The organism is Paenibacillus sp. NFR01 (assembly GCF_900111565.1).
GTDB lineage: Bacteria > Bacillota > Bacilli > Paenibacillales > Paenibacillaceae > Paenibacillus_AQ.
The window spans coordinates 349593-366695 of sequence record NZ_FOIK01000001.1; the positions used below are offsets into that span (position 1 = coordinate 349593).

At 52.3% G+C, this 17103-nt stretch carries 17 protein-coding genes and 1 other RNA gene; 9 read left to right on the forward strand and 9 right to left on the reverse strand.

Translation table 11 applies throughout. The features are described from left to right. Positions 1–147 precede the first annotated feature (147 nt). Together BMW84_RS01575 and BMW84_RS01580 are read left to right on the forward strand one after the other, a co-directional pair. Positions 148–2706, forward strand: a complete 2559-nt coding sequence (locus BMW84_RS01575; protein WP_091063716.1) for a DsrE/DsrF/DrsH-like family protein — start codon at positions 148–150, stop codon at positions 2704–2706. A 15-nt stretch (positions 2707–2721) separates the two neighbouring features. Further along, a complete protein-coding gene (locus BMW84_RS01580; protein WP_091063719.1) occupies positions 2722–2982 on the forward strand; it encodes a metal-sensitive transcriptional regulator in 261 nt (86 codons plus the stop codon). Positions 2983–3035: 53 nt separating this feature from the next. Here the strand turns inward: BMW84_RS01580 and BMW84_RS01585 are convergent, their stop codons facing one another. The 5 genes from BMW84_RS01585 to BMW84_RS01605 form a co-directional block, all read right to left on the reverse strand. Then, entirely contained in the window at positions 3036–3347 is a 312-nt protein-coding gene (locus tag BMW84_RS01585) for a hypothetical protein (protein ID WP_254772828.1), read from the reverse strand. Positions 3348–3518: 171 nt separating this feature from the next. Continuing rightward, on the reverse strand, positions 3519–4886 hold the full coding sequence (locus BMW84_RS01590; protein ID WP_091063723.1) for an MATE family efflux transporter: 1368 nt from the start codon (positions 4884–4886) through the stop codon (positions 3519–3521). A gap of 124 nt (positions 4887–5010) precedes the next feature. Next, on the reverse strand, positions 5011–6282 hold the full coding sequence (locus BMW84_RS01595; protein WP_254772829.1) for a putative glycoside hydrolase: 1272 nt from the start codon (positions 6280–6282) through the stop codon (positions 5011–5013). Between the two features lie 240 nt (positions 6283–6522). Then, complete coding sequence (locus BMW84_RS01600) at positions 6523–6717, reverse strand: hypothetical protein (RefSeq protein ID WP_091067912.1); 195 nt, start codon at positions 6715–6717, stop codon at positions 6523–6525. Between the two features lie 164 nt (positions 6718–6881). Beyond that, positions 6882–7709 (reverse strand): YitT family protein, encoded by an 828-nt coding sequence (locus tag BMW84_RS01605; RefSeq protein WP_091063726.1) that lies wholly within the window; start codon positions 7707–7709, stop codon positions 6882–6884. Between the two features lie 260 nt (positions 7710–7969). Between BMW84_RS01605 and BMW84_RS01610 the strand changes: the two genes are divergently transcribed. After that, positions 7970–9613: a degradosome RNA helicase CshA gene (locus BMW84_RS01610; RefSeq protein WP_091063727.1), complete on the forward strand. Its 1644-nt coding sequence runs from the start codon at positions 7970–7972 to the stop codon at positions 9611–9613. 95 nt (positions 9614–9708) lie between these two features. Here the strand turns inward: BMW84_RS01610 and BMW84_RS01615 are convergent, their stop codons facing one another. Next, complete coding sequence (locus BMW84_RS01615; RefSeq protein ID WP_091063730.1) at positions 9709–9801, reverse strand: dihydroorotate dehydrogenase; 93 nt, start codon at positions 9799–9801, stop codon at positions 9709–9711. A gap of 177 nt (positions 9802–9978) precedes the next feature. Between BMW84_RS01615 and BMW84_RS01620 the strand changes: the two genes are divergently transcribed. From BMW84_RS01620 to BMW84_RS01630, 3 genes are all read left to right on the forward strand, one after another. Further along, positions 9979–10830 (forward strand): YesL family protein, encoded by an 852-nt coding sequence (locus tag BMW84_RS01620; protein WP_091063732.1) that lies wholly within the window; start codon positions 9979–9981, stop codon positions 10828–10830. 90 nt (positions 10831–10920) lie between these two features. Continuing rightward, positions 10921–11113, forward strand: a non-coding RNA gene (ssrS, locus tag BMW84_RS01625) — 6S RNA. 162 nt (positions 11114–11275) lie between these two features. Beyond that, entirely contained in the window at positions 11276–11665 is a 390-nt protein-coding gene (locus BMW84_RS01630) for a DUF1499 domain-containing protein (protein WP_091063735.1), read from the forward strand. A gap of 79 nt (positions 11666–11744) precedes the next feature. Here BMW84_RS01630 and tpx read toward each other — a convergent pair whose 3' ends face one another. Further along, positions 11745–12263 (reverse strand): thiol peroxidase, encoded by a 519-nt coding sequence (gene tpx / locus BMW84_RS01635; RefSeq protein WP_091063737.1) that lies wholly within the window; start codon positions 12261–12263, stop codon positions 11745–11747. A 109-nt stretch (positions 12264–12372) separates the two neighbouring features. Here tpx and BMW84_RS01640 point away from each other — a divergent pair, with 109 nt between their 5' ends. Together BMW84_RS01640 and BMW84_RS01645 are read left to right on the forward strand one after the other, a co-directional pair. Continuing rightward, the gene (locus BMW84_RS01640; protein ID WP_091063740.1) at positions 12373–13011 is read left to right on the forward strand and encodes a rhomboid family intramembrane serine protease; all 639 of its coding nucleotides are present in this window, start codon (positions 12373–12375) and stop codon (positions 13009–13011) included. A gap of 3 nt (positions 13012–13014) precedes the next feature. Further along, positions 13015–13929: a glutamate biosynthesis transcriptional regulator GltC gene (locus BMW84_RS01645; RefSeq protein ID WP_091063743.1), complete on the forward strand. Its 915-nt coding sequence runs from the start codon at positions 13015–13017 to the stop codon at positions 13927–13929. Between the two features lie 50 nt (positions 13930–13979). Here BMW84_RS01645 and BMW84_RS01650 read toward each other — a convergent pair whose 3' ends face one another. Together BMW84_RS01650 and BMW84_RS01655 are read right to left on the reverse strand one after the other, a co-directional pair. Then, positions 13980–14654: a zinc metallopeptidase gene (locus BMW84_RS01650; RefSeq protein ID WP_091067915.1), complete on the reverse strand. Its 675-nt coding sequence runs from the start codon at positions 14652–14654 to the stop codon at positions 13980–13982. 27 nt (positions 14655–14681) lie between these two features. Next, positions 14682–15107, reverse strand: coding sequence for a helix-turn-helix domain-containing protein (locus BMW84_RS01655; protein WP_091063745.1), 426 nt, complete (start codon positions 15105–15107; stop codon positions 14682–14684). 598 nt (positions 15108–15705) lie between these two features. Here BMW84_RS01655 and BMW84_RS01660 point away from each other — a divergent pair. Then, the gene (locus BMW84_RS01660; protein ID WP_091063747.1) at positions 15706–17100 is read left to right on the forward strand and encodes an ammonium transporter; all 1395 of its coding nucleotides are present in this window, start codon (positions 15706–15708) and stop codon (positions 17098–17100) included. Positions 17101–17103: the final 3 nt, after the last annotated feature.

The following is a 17103-nucleotide window of genomic DNA, read 5'->3' on the forward strand; positions in this document are numbered from 1 at the left end:
CATTGGCTGCTCGGGGCTTTTTTTGTTATTTAGAAAACAGCATTCTCGGTTAAGTTCGTTTCAACAAAGAGGGAGAATGTGCTTGACTGTATACCCCCACCCGTATATTATATACCCCATAGGGTATTATTATTAGGGGGAAGAAATGTGAGCAGAAAAATTGTTATTATCGGCGGGGTTGCCGGTGGAGCTTCGGCGGCGGCGCGCTTGCGGCGCTTAAACGAGCAGGATGAGATCATTATGTTTGAACGCGGGGAGCATGTATCCTTCGCCAACTGCGGCCTGCCGTATTATATCGGCGGAACCATCGCCGAGCGCGAAAAACTGTTCGTCCAAACGCCGGAAGGAATCAAGGCACGTTTTAACATCGATGTGCGGGTGAAGACGGAAGTGACTGAGATCCTTCGTGACCGCAAAATGATCCGTTATCGCAGCGTTGAAACCGGGGAGACGGGCGAGATGTCCTATGATTTCGCGATTTTGTCACCGGGCGCCAAACCGATCGTTCCGGAGATCCCGGGAATCGGCGCGGCTCAGAATCTGTATACTTTGCGTAATATCGCAGACACGGACCGCATTAAAAGCGCTGTGGATGGATTGAAATCCGGACATGCCACGATTTTGGGCGCAGGGTTTATCGGGTTGGAGATGGCAGAGAATCTGCGAGAACGGGGACTGGATGTAACGGTTATCGATCGGGGCGGACAAATTCTCGGACCGCTTGATCCGGAGATGGCGGCGCCGGTTGAAGCGCATATGCGGCTGCACGGCGTTGACCTTCGGTTGAACGAGGGCGTTGAAGCGATCGAAGACGGTGGCAAGACCTTAGCGCTTGCGTCGGGTGCCATACTTCGGACCGATCTGATCATCATGTCCATCGGCGTAACGCCTGAAAACGAGCTGGCGCGGGCTGCGGGACTTGAACTGGGCGTACGCGGCGCGGTAAAGGTCAACCATGCGCTTCAGACCAGCGATCCAGCTATTTATGCCGTCGGCGATGCCATTGAAGTGAAGGATTACAACCTTGGATACGAAACGATGGTTTCGCTGGCCTGGGGGGCCAACCGGCAGGGAAGGCTTGCGGCAGACCATATCAATGGCCGGGAAATATCCTATGAAGGTGCGCTGGGCACAGCGATCATCAAAACCTTCGGTTTGACCTCGGCGCTCACGGGCAACAATGAAAAAACGCTGCGGGCGCGCGGGATTCCGTATGAAGCGGTGCATATTCATCCCAACTCCCATGCCGGATACTATCCAGGTGCATCACCGCTGGCGATTAAGCTGCTTTTCAGCCCCAAGGACGGAACTTTATTCGGAGCCCAGGCCGTCGGTCCAGACGGCGCCGATAAACGGATCGACGTTATCTCGGCGGCGATCCGCGGCAAGCTGACGGCAAGCGAGCTGGCCGATATCGAGCTGGCCTACGCACCGCCGTATTCGTCGGCCAAAGATCCGGTTAATCTGGCCGGATACGCTGCTGGCAATGTGCTCGAGGGGTTAGTCCGCAATCTTCAGTGGTACGAGGTCGATAATTTTGTCGCCGGCGGCGGCTTGGTTATCGATGTCCGCGATGAAGTGGAGCGGCTCGCCGGCTCGATTCCAGGCTCGGTAAATATTCCGCTCGCTCAGCTGCGGGATCGGCTGGATGAATTGCCGGGAGACCGGGAATTTGCTGTCTCCTGTCAGGTTGGCCTGCGAGGATACATTGCAGCCCGGATGCTTATGCAGCATGGATATAACGTGAAAAATGTGGATGGCGGCTATAAAACCTATTCTGCGATGGCCGCCAAACGTAATAACGACACGGATCAAGGGCGTCAGGATCCGGTTCAACCGCTTAAGGAGCAGGCTGCCCCTTCGGCGCCAGCATCCTTTTCCGAAGAGTCTAGGATCCGTCCGTCTAAGCCTGCACCGGATCGTTACGCACAGATTGAGCCGCCTGCAGCTGCTTCCGCTACGGCCTCTCCGCTGCTGCTGGATGCTTGCGGACTACAGTGCCCTGGCCCTATACTCAAGGTGTATGAGACGGTGCAGACGATGGAGGAGGGCGAGCGGCTCGCGATCACTGCGACCGATTTCGGCTTCGCCGCCGACATCCGGCAGTGGTGCTTGAAAACGGGCAACACGCTGGAGGCTGTTGATCTAACCGCGGGGAAAGTGCAGGCAGTGGTTCGTAAAGGGAACGCAGAAATTCCTGCAGCAGCTTCCGGCAGTTCCGCAGCTCCGAAGGATGGAACGACCCTGATCGTGTTCAGCGGCGACTTGGACAAAACCATCGCCTCGTTTATTATCGCTTCCGGCGCGGCTGCGATGGGCAAGGAGGTAACGATGTTCTTCACCTTCTGGGGATTGAACGTGCTCCGTAAGGATAAACGCCGGGCACCGAAAGTGAAGAAACCGGCCATGGACAAGATGTTCGCCGCCATGATGCCGCAAGGAACTTTGGGCCTGCCGTTGTCCAAAATGAACATGGGCGGTCTGGGCGCGAAGATGATCCGTTATGCGATGAAGCGCAAAAACGTCAATTCATTGGAACAGTTAATGCAAGGTGCATTGAAGGTCGGCGTGAAGCTGATCGCCTGTACGATGAGCATGGACATTATGGGCATATCGCGGGAAGAATTGATCGATGGCGTCGAGTTTGGCGGAGTGGCCGCGTATTTGGGGGCTGCCGAGGATTCAACGGTGAACCTGTTTACCTGATTAGGAGGGGACAATATGGAATACGATAAAGCGACAAAAAACCGGCTGAAGCGGATCGAAGGCCAGGTGCGCGGTGTGCTGAACATGCTGGAGGCGGGAGCGGATTGCCGGGAGATCGTGACTCAACTAACGGCGATCCGGACAGCTGTGGACCGGACCGTAGGCGCCGTCATCGGAGAGAATCTGGAGCACTGCATCCAGGATGAACTCGATAAAGGCCGCGCGCCGGATCAGGTGATCAAGGAAGCGGTAGGCTTGCTGGTCAAAAGCCGGTGAAGCAACGGTCGTGGCAATCACCTGAGTAGGAAGTGCTTCATTAAAAATCGCCCCTACGAGGGCGGTTTTTGCTTTTTCAAAATTCGAATCATCAGGCCATCAACTATAGCTCCAATCAGCAGGAACGAAAAGAAATGGAGAATATAAGCGGGGAAATAGACGTCAATCGCCATGCTGTCGCCGTTCATGGGAGAGCTGTTGAAATTGAAGACCAAATGACGGAAGGGCTCGCTGTATACAATAGGATTTAGCAGAGGATTTAAGGCGAACAGCAGAATGTTTCTGCTGTCGTAACCAAAGTAGTTCAACAGACAGATGACAAGGCTTGCAAAGGAGAACCAGAACACCGCTTTTCTGTAGATCATCCGTATCACCACCATACTAATTCACTAAATTATACCAAATTATACCCTATTTCATTTCCTGCGTAATCGTTGCTCATAAAAAAATCGTCCCTGTGGGGACGATTTGTCTTTACGTTAATTTGTAAAAAAAGTGTCACCGCACACCTGCAGCCAGCTTCGAGTGACGTCAGTTTACAGTGCTGCCTTGCCGGCCTCCCGTGTATACCGCCGCTGGACCATGACCAGCCGGCTGAGCAGCATGATGGCACCGAGCGCGAGCCCGGTGATCAGCCCGATCCAGTAGCCGTAAGCGCCCAGATCCGTATACGTCGCAAGCGCATACCCGATAGGCAGCCCGATCACCCAGTAAGCCACAAAGCAAATGATGAACGCCGGATTCACGTCTTTATAGCCCCGAAGGACGCCTTGCGTCGGCGTAGCAATGGCATCCGAGATCTGGAAGAAGATCGCATAGATCAGAAAATGCTTGATCAGTGAGATCACCGCCGGGTCATCCGAATACAGTCCGGCGACATGTCTTCCCGCGAACAGGAGTACCAGCGCCGTAAGCAGCGAAAGGACCGCAGCGGATCCAATGCCGATAACCCCGTATTGCCGGGCGTCACGCAGACGCGAAGCTCCGTTCTCGAAGCCGACCAGGATGGTCAGGCTCATGCAGATGCTGAGCGGGATCATATACAGCGTGGATGCGAAGTTAATGGCTGCCTGGTGGGCAGCAATGGTTACGGTGTCAAAGCGGCTCATCAGCAGGGTTACCGCCGAGAACACGGCAGTCTCGAAGAAAATCGAGAATCCGATGGGGATGCCGATCTTCAGCAGCTCCTTGAAGCTGCGCAGCGAGAATATGTAGAATTTCCGGAACATTCGCAACCGCCGGAAAGGCTCGAACCGGTACATGAATACGAGCGATATGGCAAAAATGACCCAATATGTTATCGCGGAAGCCACGCCGGCGCCTACGCCGCCGAGCTGCGGGAATCCGAAATGACCAAAGATCAGCAGATAGTTCAGGCCGACATTGACCGGAAGAGCGATCAGCGTGATCAGCATGGAGATTCGTGTCTGGCCAAGCGCGTCGATGCAGCTGCGAATGACCGTGTACCCGAAGAGCGGAATGACGCCGAAAGCGATGGCGGTCAGGAAGCGGAAGGCGATATTGCGCACCTGCGGCTCCAGGTTCATGAAATCGAGAATCGGCGACAGGACAAGACCGCCAAGAATTAGCACGATCAGGGAGAGGAACAGCGACATCCATAAACTCTGGAACACTTTCGGCGCCACTTCACTGTCTTTTCGGCTGCCGATTAAATGGGACACCACGGGCGTAATTCCGATCAGAATGCCGCTGAGCCCGGTCTGGATGGGAATCCAGAGGCTGGTACCGATGGCAACGCCGGCCAAGTCGTCCGTTCCGAATTTGCCGGACATGTTGGTGTCGAAGAAGGTAATCGCGGATAACGCAATTTGCGTCACCAGAATCGGGAAGAGGATGTGCAGGAACTGGCTTGCTTTTTGCCGGTATGAAAAAGTTTGTCTCATTGTATAGGCCTCGTTATCAGGATTTGTGATCGGCGGCGCAGCCGTCTGTTCAGCAAAAGACCCGGCAGACGCCGGGTCCTGTTACTGTTTGCTATGTGAATAAAAGATAAGTGCATGAATCGGATTATTTATAGGTTACGCCTGAAGTGTAACGGTTGTTCGCGTTCCATAACAGATATTCATCAATATTCTCGTCATGCAGGGCGCGGATCTGATCCTCAACCTGCTGTTTGCCGTATTTCACGTAATGGCCGCTGCCCAGCCAGCTGGCGGTAAAGTCCTGGATCCAAGGCCGGATGACCGGTTTGTAGCTGCCCAGCGGATCGAGCTTTTTATGCGTGTCGACCATGGAGCCTTTGATGGTGGCGTACGGATTTTTGTCCGGGTCCTTTACATCAAACCAGCCGGTCGAGTAATGGCTCGGGTAAACCATCGGGCTGATAACGTCGACGTTTTTGGAGATTTTGACGAAATCCTGTCCGATCCCTTCGGCAGCGGGTACGGAAGCGGCGTAACCGAAGATGTCCACCGAGACCCTTACGCCCAGCGGCGTCAGCTCCGATTTGGCGTAATTGACGAAGTCGGAGACGATTTCGACGCGCGTCTTGCTGCTTTTGACATATTTCAGCGTATCCGCCCGTTTCTCGAAACCTTCGGGGAATCTTACATAGTCGAACTGGATTTCCTTGAAGCCCAGCTTTACGGCCTCCTTGGCAATATCCACATTGTACTTCCACACATCTTCATCATAAGGGTTAACAAAGCTGTCTCCGCCTTTTTTCTTGTTCGTCCAGACGGTCCCGTCTGGATTCACGAAAGACATCTGCGGATTTTTCTTGGCAAGCACGGTATCCTTGAAGACGACGATACGCGCGATCGGATACACCTTATGCTCTTTGAGCCGGGTCATCAATTTCTGGATGTCTCCGATGAACGGCTGCGGTTGTCCGAGCTTCTGAAGCTCCGGATTGTCCGTCTTGTACGTAATGTAGCCGGCATCGTCCTTGATGTCGATGACCATTGCATTCAGTTCCGTCTCGTCCAGCAGCTTCAGCAGCGTCTCCATCCGGGAACCGCCGGCGCTGTATGCCGTAACGTAAATCCCTTTAACCTTTGGAGCATCGGGCTGCGGATCGGTGTGAACAAGCCCTGAAGTACTGTCCGGCGACGGCGATGCCGTACCGGCCGTTCCTCCAGCTGAAGGCGTTGGCGTTGTAGTTCCGCCTGAGACATTCGGTGACGGCGAGTTTGCGTCAGGACTGCTGCTGCTGTGTGGTGCGACGATGGCTGTGTCCATGGCGGTTTGTAGTGCGGCGGAGACATCGGCTTGATGCGTATTTTGCTGTACGCCGACGCTCCCGAGTGCCATCATCAGTAGTGCCCAGGTGATATTCATGCGTTTCTCTCCCTTAATGTACATTCCCTTAAAGTATAAAGGAACGGCACCCGGTAAAAAGAACAGTCTTGTAACAATCCCTGATTTTTTCCAAGGTGCTGTCGCTTCTTGTTGTTTTTAAACGGGATGTACAAATTTTAAACGGCAAAATAAATGCCGCCTACGGAAGGCATCGGCGCGTGCCAAAACCTGCATGGGCGGCATCTAAAAACCAGCTTGCTTAAAGTGCCAAAAAGGAAATCATTGAAGATACGCAGAATTCTGATGCTCGTAGATGCTGTAGTGGATGATATCCATGGCATCTGCCGCCTCCAGAATGCTCAGCCCGTCGCGCAAGACAATTATGGAGTTGAGTTCATCCTGTTTCAGGAACGGCATCATATCCGGATACCACCTCATGACGATTGCAGACAGTTTCACCGTTTCCATTTCCATAAAAGTCACCCTTTCCTTTTTCGAATAGTGCTGAATGAAATTCAGGTTCATCGGAAAACGAAGTGCTTTTGAAAAAGGGATAACGCACAATCTTCATGATTTAGTTATGGGTTCTGCGTAAGACTAATATATCACAATTTTAAATTATGCGCATTTCTTAAAATTTATCGCTTGCGGAAAGAACCCATAACCCCGACGGTTTCCACGATATTGACAAATGCCTGGGGATCGCTGTTTCGGATAATCCGCTTCAACTCGGCAAGCTCGTACCGGGTGGTTACTGTCATTAGCATGTCCCTTTCGACATGAGAATAAGCGCCTTCGGTTTTAATTTTGGTGACACCGCGTTGAAGTCCAAGCAATTGCTGCAGAAGCTCGTCGGTTCGTGTGGTTACAATATATACTGTTACCTTCAAATGGCTGACATGAATCAGATCAACCACTTTCCCGCTTACGTAAATGGATACCATGGAAGCCAGCGCCAGGTTCCAGTTGTTGTCAAAATAAGCCGCGGCTAAAATCACCAGACCGTTAAGACCCACCAGCACGTTACCTACCGGAAAGTCGCGGTATTTGGTAATAATGGAGCCCAGAATGTCAAAGCCGCCGGAGGAACCTCCTACCCGGAAGGAGATGCCGGCGCCCGCGCCGACCAGCACGCCCCCAAAAACGGAAGCAAGAAGCATGTCCGATGCTACCTGCCGCTCCGGAAGCAGAGCCATCAGCCAGGTAGTTGCGACAACCGAAACAATGCTGAGGACGATGAAGCGTCTGCCGAGCTGGAACCAGCCGGCAATCAGCAAAGGCAGGTTAAAGACCAGATACATAAGGCTGATGTTGAACGGCGTAAAATAGCCGACCAGCATCGCCAAGCCCGAGACGCCGCCGCTGAGCAGGCGATGCGGGATCAGAAACAGATTAAAACCGCTTGCGATAAGGGCGGACCCGAATATTACCGTGAGATAGCTACCGATTAGTTTTGCTTTTTGCAAGCACTTTCACCCCTGCCTTGAAATGTAAATAATGAAAGAAAGGAATACACTGGTATTCCCGATGGGTTATGTGATATAATGTATAGGATATTCTTGAGTAGAACGTTAAAATGATACTTTTTGCATTTACTTCGGGAGTGAACTGCAGTAGCCGTGCAGAGAAACAGGCTATTCTGGACAGCCTATATTTGTGTTTACCGCTACTTAAGAATACAGACAAGCATGTGGAATGTCCACTGTATAGAAGGAGCATGAATAATTTGAAAACATTCGCAGAATTCGGCCTGGAGCCCAAAGTGCTTCAGGCAATCACTGAACTAGGATTTGAGGAAGCGACACCGATTCAGGAGCAGGCGATTCCAATCGCGCTGACCGGATCGGACATGATCGGTCAAGCACAGACCGGTACGGGCAAGACCGCCGCTTTCGGTATCCCGCTGATCTCCAAGATCACCCGTGAAGACGAGAAAATCCTGGCGCTCATTATGACGCCGACCCGTGAGCTGGCCATTCAGGTTGCCGAAGAAATCGGTAAATTGAGCCGCTTCAAGGGCCTTCGTTCGCTGGCCATCTACGGCGGGCAAGACATCGGCCGCCAAATCCGCGGTCTGAAGAAGAAACCGCAATTGATTATCGGTACTCCGGGACGTCTCCTGGACCACATCAACCGTAAAACGATCCGCTTGGACGACGTGCAAACCGTCGTTCTGGATGAAGCGGACGAAATGCTGGACATGGGCTTTATGGAAGATATTCAAACGATCCTGAAGCTGGTGCCGGAAGAACGCCAAACAATGTTATTCTCGGCAACGATGCCTCCTAACATTCAGCGTCTTGCCCAACAGTTCCTGAAGAACCCGCAGCATGTATCGGTCATTCCGAAGCAAATCAGCGCACCGCTGATCGACCAGGCGTACATCGAAGTGCCTGAACGCCAAAAGTTCGAAGCGCTTAGCCGCCTGATCGACATGGAATCGCCTGAACTCGCGATCGTCTTCGGCCGTACAAAACGCCGGGTTGACGAATTGTCCGAAGGTCTGCAGAAGCGCGGTTATTCCGCGGACGGTCTGCATGGCGACTTGTCGCAGAACCAACGCGACGCCGTTATGCGCAAATTCCGCGACGGCAGCATCGACGTACTGGTAGCCACCGACGTGGCTGCGCGCGGTCTCGACGTTTCCGGTGTTACGCATGTCATTAACTTTGACCTGCCGCAAGATCCGGAAAGTTATGTACACCGTATCGGCCGTACCGGCCGTGCAGGCAAAGAAGGTACTGCATGGTCCTTCGTTACGCCGCGTGAAATGGACCACCTGCACCTGATCGAACGCGTAACCCGTCACCGGATTACCCGCAAACCGCTGCCTACGATGGCAGAGGCGATTGAGGGCAAACAACGCATCACCGCTGAACGCCTGCTGGCAACCGTTGAAGGCGGCGAGCTGAACGAATACAAAGGCATTGCCATTCAGCTTCTGGAGCAATACGACTCTGTACAACTGCTCTCGGCAGCGTTGAAATTGCTGACCGGCGAGTCGAAGGATGCCCAAGTCGAATTGACGCCGGAAGATCCGATCCGCGTGAAACGCAGAGGCGGCAAATTCGATCTACGCAGCGGCCGTAAGCCTAACAGCGGCTACGGCGGCAACCGTAACGGGTCGGGATCCGGTTCGGGTTCGGGCGGCGGCGGATACCGCGGCAACCGCGACAACGCGGGCGGCGGATACAAAGGCAACCGTGATCGTGAAGGTGGCGGCAACAGCGGCCGCGGCGGTTACAGCAGCGGCTACGGCGGCACATACGGCGGCGGATACAAAGGCAACCGCGACGGCGGAAGCGACCGCAAGCCGTCCAGCCGTCCATCCAGCTCCCGTCCGGCCAACCGCGACGACTTTAACGAATAATCGCCCGCATTAGAAGGCGCCAAGAAGACGAGATCCGCCCGGCGGAATCTCGTCTTCTTTTATTATGCTATGGAGTGATGCGGCGAATAACCCACTTAGATGAAAGTACGAGTGATGATGACGAGCAGGATAAACAATACAAGGATCGTGCCGGTGGAAGTCCAAGGATAGCAGCCAGGTGCGGACATGAGCGTTACCTCCTTTAAGTGGTTGTTGTCGTTGTTACGTTGTCAATATATGGACTTATCGACCCGATTGCATAGACGCTTACCCAGTGTTCACAAGATTGGGCGCTGGAAATGTCCATATCAAATAGGGTATAGTTAAGGTACGCAGTATGCGCGAGACAGACAGGAGGAAGGGAATTGGAGTTTAAAGGAGCAATGGGCGGTTTATACCGCGTGACGGAATGGATATCACGTATTGCCTTCAGTAATATCTTATGGGCAATCTGTTCGATTCCGTTTCTTTTTGTGTTGTTGACCAAGTTTATGTTGACCGGTGCGGATGCAGGTGGAGCCAATGAGCAAATCACGCTCAACTGGGTACTGGGGGTTGTAACCCCGTTCACTGTATTCCCAGCCACATCGGCGCTGTTTACCGTTGTACGCAAGTGGGTTATGGGTAACACCGACGTAGGAACGTTCAAGACTTTTTTTCAAGGCTATAAAGAGAACTATAAGAAAAGCATGCTGGGGGGGATCATTTACACCATCCTGTTTGCCGTGATGTACGTGGATGTTACCGTATACATGACGCAGATGGCCAACTTCCGGTTGGTCGGCATCCTGATGCTGGTACTGATGATTATCGTTTTTGTCTCCTTGTTCAATTTCTTCTCGATCGTGGTTCACTATCAAATGACCTTCAAAGAAGTAATGACGAACTCCATCCTGCTGACCATCGCCCGGCCGTTCCGCGTATTCTCTACGCTGATTGGCGCAGGCGTAATCCTTTATATAGGTCTTCGGTATCCCGTGCTTTACGTGCTTTGTGTACCTACGCTCATTTCGATGCTGGCCTTCTTTAATTTCTACGCGACATACAACAAGCTCCAGCTTCAGGTAGAGAAGAAAAAGCAAGAAGAACTGGCAGCGCAGGAAGCCGCGGAAGAAGAGGCACGCAGACAGGCGGAAGCCGATGACGACGATGATGACGATGACGACGACGATTATGAAACAAAAGAATGGAACGAACAAACCAAAAAGAGCGAATAAAGGGCTCCGCGGAACGGCGAGAAAATAATACCATCGTAATCTAAAGCGCATACAGGTTTACATTTTCGTCATAACGCAATATAATGATTGTAAATCCTGCGATGTACGTTAACGGTTGCTCGTTGTTTTGAACCAATGACAATGTCTCGGGAGATCTACACGAAGCGCGGCTGAAAGGCCCTGTCTATACGACTTGGGGAATTCAAAAACGACTTCTGCGGTCACCCACCTGTGAAAGCAGGTTCAGAAGACACTGCAGCCGGACGGCATAGGCGGGTTTTCCGCTTTTAGACCCAAGGTGCCCTGTTTCCCGCTTAATTGCGGATCAGGGTGCCTTTTTTGTTTGCGTTCGATCACAGGAAAGTAAGGGGCTGCCCTTTTGTTCCTGGGTCAACAATGTTACACTTAGAATAATGATCTTGAGATTTGAAGAGGGGGAAAAATTTTGTCGCTCAAGAGAACCTTGGTCGGCCTTTTCCGCAGTTTTGACGGAACAAGCGACCGCGCGAAAGATCCGGCATTGAAGACGCGTTATTACAATCTTTCGAAAGACAAAGCATGGGACGAGGTATCCTCGACACTTAAAAAGATTCCCGGTTACAGAGTACTGCATGAGGTGCAGTCGGTCGGTGAAATTATCCTGGAGAAAAAGACGGGATTCGGCCGCACGCTTGATATCACCGTATCGGTGCTGAACACTACGCCAGTGCGCTGTGCCATCGACATCTATTCCGCTTCCAGAGGATCGCTCGGCGATCTGGGCGCCAACTACCGCGTTATCCAGCGGCTGTACCAGTCGCTTGACAAGAAGCTCGGCAAATTCAAAGTGGATTGAATCTCTATACATGTAAAAAAAGCGGAGAAGGGAAGACCTTCTGCCGCTTTTTTAAAATCAGCGTTAAACGAAACGGGAACTACATCAGCGCTTTGACGGCGGCGATGGCGGCATCGTAATCCGGATGCTCGGACATTTCCGCGAGGTATTCCACATAAGTCAGCTTGTCGTTCTTGTCGATAACGAAGATGGAACGCATATCGAGGCGGAACTCCTTGATCAGAACGCCGTAGGCTTGTCCGAAGGAAGCGTCCTTGTGGTCGGATAACGTGACGACGCGGTCAATTCCGGCGGCACCGCACCAGCGGGCTTGGGCGAACGGCAGATCCATGCTGATGGTCAGGATGACGACATCGTCGCCAAGCTCTGCGGCTTCGCTGTTGAATCGGCGGGTCTGCGCGTCGCATACGCCGGTATCTAGGGAAGGGACCACGCTGATCAGCTTGATTTTGCCTGCATAATCGCTGAGCTGCGCGGTTTCAAGCAAGTTTTTACTTACTGTAAAATTCGGAGCGGTGTCCCCGGCTTTAAGCTCCGGTCCAATCAGGGTGATCGGATTTCCTTTAAAAGCGGCTACGCCTGTTCTTTCTTGCGCCATGTCTTTGGTTCCTCCTTGAACGCGAAATTGGATTGTTACTGCCAGAATAAATTATAATCGTTTCGGAAGCCTCAGTCCAACCGGACAACTTACATAAAGGATGGGTGCCATGATATTCATACGGTATGAGAATTGGCGGAGTTATCTCCGGTATTATCCGGTTACCAGCGTTTTGCTAGCAGCGAATGTGCTGATGTTTATCGTACTCACGCTGGACGGCGGTTCAACGAATCTGAATACGCTGGTCCATTATGGAGCCACGGTCAACGCCGGTCCCGAGAAAAGCGAACTGTGGCGTTATGTCGCCGCGATATTTCTGCATAACGGCTTTGCCCACCTGTTTTTCAACTGCTTTGCATTGCTGGTCTTCGCGCCGCCGCTGGAACGGGTGATGGGCTGGTGGAGATATGCGCTGCTCTATGTGGCCGGCGGCATCATCGCAAATATTCTGTCCGTGGCTGTCAGCAGCCGCGATGTGGTCGATGTCGCCACGGTGTCGGTGGGTGCCTCAGGAGCAATCTATGCCGTGTACGGCGGCTTTTTGTACATCGCCCTGATGCAGCGCAACATGATGGACCCGCAATCCCGCAAAACGCTGTACAGCCTGCTGGTAATGGGGATTATTATGTCCTTCGCATCGCCTAGCGTCGATTATATGGCCCACCTTGGCGGATTGATTGCCGGATTCTTCCTGTACGGGCTGATACTTCGTCTTTTTCAATTCAGACGACGGCAAGGGCGGGTGTAAGGCGTGGAACTAAGGCAGCTGCAATATTTTCTGAAGGTAGCCCAGAAAGAGCATGTAACGAAAGCCGCGGAGGAACTGCATGTCGCCCAGTCTGCAGTCAGCCGGCAGATCCATCAGCTGGAAGAAGAGCTTGGGGTGGAGCTGTTTATGCAGAAAGGTCGTAATTTGCAGCTCACGCCGGTGGGCCAGCTCTTTCGTAAACGGGTCGAAAGCGTTCTGAGAGACCTGGAGCGTTCGGTCATGGAGATTCACGAATTTCTAGACCCGGAGCGCGGCGAGATCCGTATCGGCTTCCCGCACAGCTTGGGGACCCATCTGATTCCGACGATCGTTGCGGAATTCCGGCGACATTATCCGAACGTGAAGTTCCTTTTCAAACAGGGAACCTATTCTTCGTTAATCAAGGATGTCTTATCCGGAGAAGTGGATCTGGCCTTTATCTCGCCGTTTCCCGAGAACGACGGCAATGTAGCCGGCGATATCGTGATGACCGAAGAATTGTTTGCGATCTTGCCTCAGAGCCATCCGCTGGCGGGAGAAGAGGTCATCCGGCTGGAACAGTTGGCGGATGAGAAATTCGTGCTGTTCAGCCAAGGCTACTCCCTGCGGCCGATCGTTTGGCAGGCGTGCCTGCAGGCAGGCTTTAAGCCGCAGATCGCTTTTGAAGGGGGAGAGACGGATACGATCCGCGGTCTGGTTGCCGCCGGAATGGGCGTTAGCCTGCTGCCGGAGACGGCGCTTTATCCGACGAGCCCGATGCAGCCGGCCAAGGTCAAGGTAATTGAACCGGTCGTTACCCGTACGGTCGGCATCATCCATCGCAGCGACGGCAAGCTGCCGCTCGTTGCCCGTTCGTTCCGCATGTTCCTGTTGACTTACTTTAAAGACCGCAACAACAACACCCCGCCAGGCTCCTAGCCTGACGGGGTGTTTGATTTAGTTCGTTCGTATTCGATTGCGTGCTGGGATTAATCGCGGTTGCCAAGGAACATGGTAACCAGGCGAAGTAGTTCAAGAATTGAGACGAGGGCTGCGGCGACATAAGTCAGTGCGGCAGCATTCAGCACTTTGGCGACGCCGCGGCTTTCATCGCCGTAGACGAAGCCGAGCTGTGGCATAATTTTGCGGGCACGGTTACTGGCATCGAACTCGACGGGCAGCGTCACGAGCTGGAACGCGACGGTAACCGAGAAGAAGATGATACCAAGACCCACCAGATTCAGCGAGCTGAACAGGAAGCCGGCAAGAATCATAAACGGTGCCACGCCGGATGCGAAGTTGACGACCGGGAAAATCCGGTGGCGCAGCGCCAGCATCGGATAGGAGACTTTGTGCTGGATGGCGTGCCCCACTTCGTGGCAGGCTACCGAGATCGCTGCGATGGAACGTTCGTAGTAGACCGGCTCCGACAAACGCACAACGCGGTGAATTGGGTCGTAATGGTCGGAAAGTGCTCCGCGTACCGGCTCGATCGGCACATCGTGGAGTCCGTTCGCGTCAAGCATTCGGCGGGCGGCGTCATATCCGGTCAGCCCGCTCATGTTCGCAACTTTTGCCCATTTATTGAAGTTCCCCTTGACCCTGAACTGCGCCCACAAGGAAAACAGAAAGGCGATAAATACTAATAAATACATTAAAGACATCATGATGTTCATTCCTCCACTAAGTAGTCATAAATTTTGCGAAAGCAAATATTTGATTGCTTCCATGCAAGCAAGTCCCTGCGGCAGGAGAGCGGCCAGCGCCCGCTTGGCCTGTTTTGGCTTCAATCCGCTGAGGACCGGCTCCAGGGCTTTGACTTCCCGTTCCAGCTGCTGCATGTGAAGCTCCAATTCCACCAGTTTGTCCGAGACTTCGGCTTCCGGAGCGGCGGCACTCCATTTGCTCATGATGCTTTTGATTTCATCCAGGCTATATTTCTCCTGTTTTAACTGACTAATACGTTCAAGAGCGGCTAAGGTTTCATGGCTGTACAGCCGGTAATTTTTCTCAGTGCGCACTTCCGGAGAAATGAGTCCCAGCTTCGTGTAGTAATCAATGGTGCGTTCGCTGGTGTTTGCGGCCTTGGCCAATTCTCCGATCCGGTATAGTATCATATCCCCATTTCAATTCACCTCATTAATCGACCGCCACGATGCGGGCGGCAGCTTTGTTTCTTTCTATTATATAATGATATCAAACCACAAACCGTACAGTCAAACGTCATGCTTACTTTATGTATATGCATCGGGTGTTCTATAAATGCAGATATATTACCGAGTATATACATAACACGGTGTGTAATATATCGTAGGAATCGTTGCAGTTTAGTCACTTTCTTCATGAAAAATGAATTAAAGTACAAATGGTTGTGCGGTATAATGAAAATAGTGCAGTAATTTGCATGAATATTTTTGACATACACTCAGCATGTTTCAATTGTGGAATACATAATAATAGAGCGAAATGAATAGGCATTTCATCCCGACACGATCAATATGTAACAGTTATAACCGCAGGAGTCCCTTGAAGTGGTGAGGATTTTTACTGAACGATGGTTAATTTAGCGGGCGAGGAGCCATTTACGTAGCCGGCATAATTTAAAGCGTATATTCAAAAAAATTGTCTTGTCAATTTACCTGACTTCTGATTATAATGACATTAAGAGTTTCACGCTTTGTTAGAAAATATGACATTAGGGGAGTGGGGTAACGTATGAAAAAGAAATTACTGATGATGTTCCTGGCTATGGTCACACTAATGATCTACCCGGTCAGCGCTTTTGCCGCTGACGGACCTACCGCACCTGATCTGCAAATCGGATTGGATACGGCATTTACGTTCCTGGCCTTTATTCTTGTATTCTTTATGCAAGCGGGTTTTGCAATGCTGGAAGCTGGTTCGGTCCGCATGAAAAACGCCGGCCACGTTGCCGGTAAAACGGTACTGACTCTCGCGATTGCGAGCCTTTGTTTTTGGGCCCTCGGCTTCGGTCTCGGCTTCGGCAACGGCAACGATTTCTTCGGAACGACAGGTTTCCTGTACAGCGGAGACACACAAGCGGATGCTTTCGCAAACGCTCTTGGATTCTCCGACGTTACCCTGAACGTTAAATTCCTGTTCCAAATGGCTTTTGCGGCAGTATCCCTGGCGATTGTATCCGGTGGTATGGCTGAACGCGCCAAACTGAGCGTGTACATCATCTTCGGTATCCTGTTCTCGGTTGTTATTTATCCGGTAGTTGCTCACTGGGTATGGGGCGGCGGCTGGTTGGCGCAAATGGGCATGCAAGACTATGCCGGTTCTACGGTAGTCCATCTGACTGGCGCTACTGCGGCTGTGGTCGCAACGATCCTGCTCAAACCTCGTCTCGGCAAGTTTAATAAAGAAGGCAAACCGGTTATTATTCCGGGCCATAACCAAGTGTTCACGGTACTGGGCGTAATCATCCTTTGGTTCGGCTGGTTCGGCTTTAACCCAGGCAGCGCGTTGTCGCCGATGGGCGGATTCTTCGGCCACGTTGCCCTCACGACAAACATTGCGGCTGCTGCAGGCGGTCTGGCTGCACTGATTGCTTCCTGGTTGTACTTTGGAAAATCCGACATTCCTGCAATGCTGAACGGCGTATTGGCTGCACTCGTTGCTATCACCGGTGCCTGCGCTTACGTACAGCCTTGGGCTGCTGTAGTCATTGGTCTAATTGCCGGAGCATTCACCTTCATGACTTCGCAATGGCTGGAACGCGCGGGACTCGACGATCCGATCTACGCTTTCTCCGTGCATGGCATCGCCGGTATGTGGGGGGCGATTTCCACAGGTCTCTTTGCAGACCCGAAACTGATTGAAAAAGGTGCGCTTGTAGGTAAAGCCGGTTTGTTCTATGACGGCGGATTCCACCAAGTGGGCGTTCAAGCGCTGGGCGTGATTGGAAGCTTCGCATTCGTAGCCGTAATGTCCTTCATTATCCTGTACGTTATCAAACTGGTGAACGGTCTGCGTGTAACGGAAGAAGAAGAATTGGTAGGTTTGGACCTTAGCGAACACGGCACATACGGCTATCCGGAGCAAATGAAGCTGATCGCTGAATCGGAATCCAAAACGCTGAACTAATTT

Coding starts and splice junctions, on each gene's coding strand:
- tpx (WP_091063737.1), bottom strand. CDS start 12,263: ATGGCGCAAGAAAGAACAGGCGTAGCCGCTTTTAAAGGAAATCCGATC.
- BMW84_RS01585 (WP_254772828.1), bottom strand. CDS start 3,347: ATGATCTACAGAAAAGCGGTGTTCTGGTTCTCCTTTGCAAGCCTTGTC.
- BMW84_RS01640 (WP_091063740.1), top strand. CDS start 12,373: ATGATATTCATACGGTATGAGAATTGGCGGAGTTATCTCCGGTATTAT.
- BMW84_RS01590 (WP_091063723.1), bottom strand. CDS start 4,886: ATGAGACAAACTTTTTCATACCGGCAAAAAGCAAGCCAGTTCCTGCAC.
- BMW84_RS01615 (WP_091063730.1), bottom strand. CDS start 9,801: ATGTCCGCACCTGGCTGCTATCCTTGGACTTCCACCGGCACGATCCTT.
- BMW84_RS01595 (WP_254772829.1), bottom strand. CDS start 6,282: ATGAATATCACCTGGGCACTACTGATGATGGCACTCGGGAGCGTCGGC.
- BMW84_RS01660 (WP_091063747.1), top strand. CDS start 15,706: ATGAAAAAGAAATTACTGATGATGTTCCTGGCTATGGTCACACTAATG.
- BMW84_RS01655 (WP_091063745.1), bottom strand. CDS start 15,107: ATGATACTATACCGGATCGGAGAATTGGCCAAGGCCGCAAACACCAGC.
- BMW84_RS01600 (WP_091067912.1), bottom strand. CDS start 6,717: ATGGAAATGGAAACGGTGAAACTGTCTGCAATCGTCATGAGGTGGTAT.
- BMW84_RS01580 (WP_091063719.1), top strand. CDS start 2,722: ATGGAATACGATAAAGCGACAAAAAACCGGCTGAAGCGGATCGAAGGC.
- BMW84_RS01650 (WP_091067915.1), bottom strand. CDS start 14,654: ATGTCTTTAATGTATTTATTAGTATTTATCGCCTTTCTGTTTTCCTTG.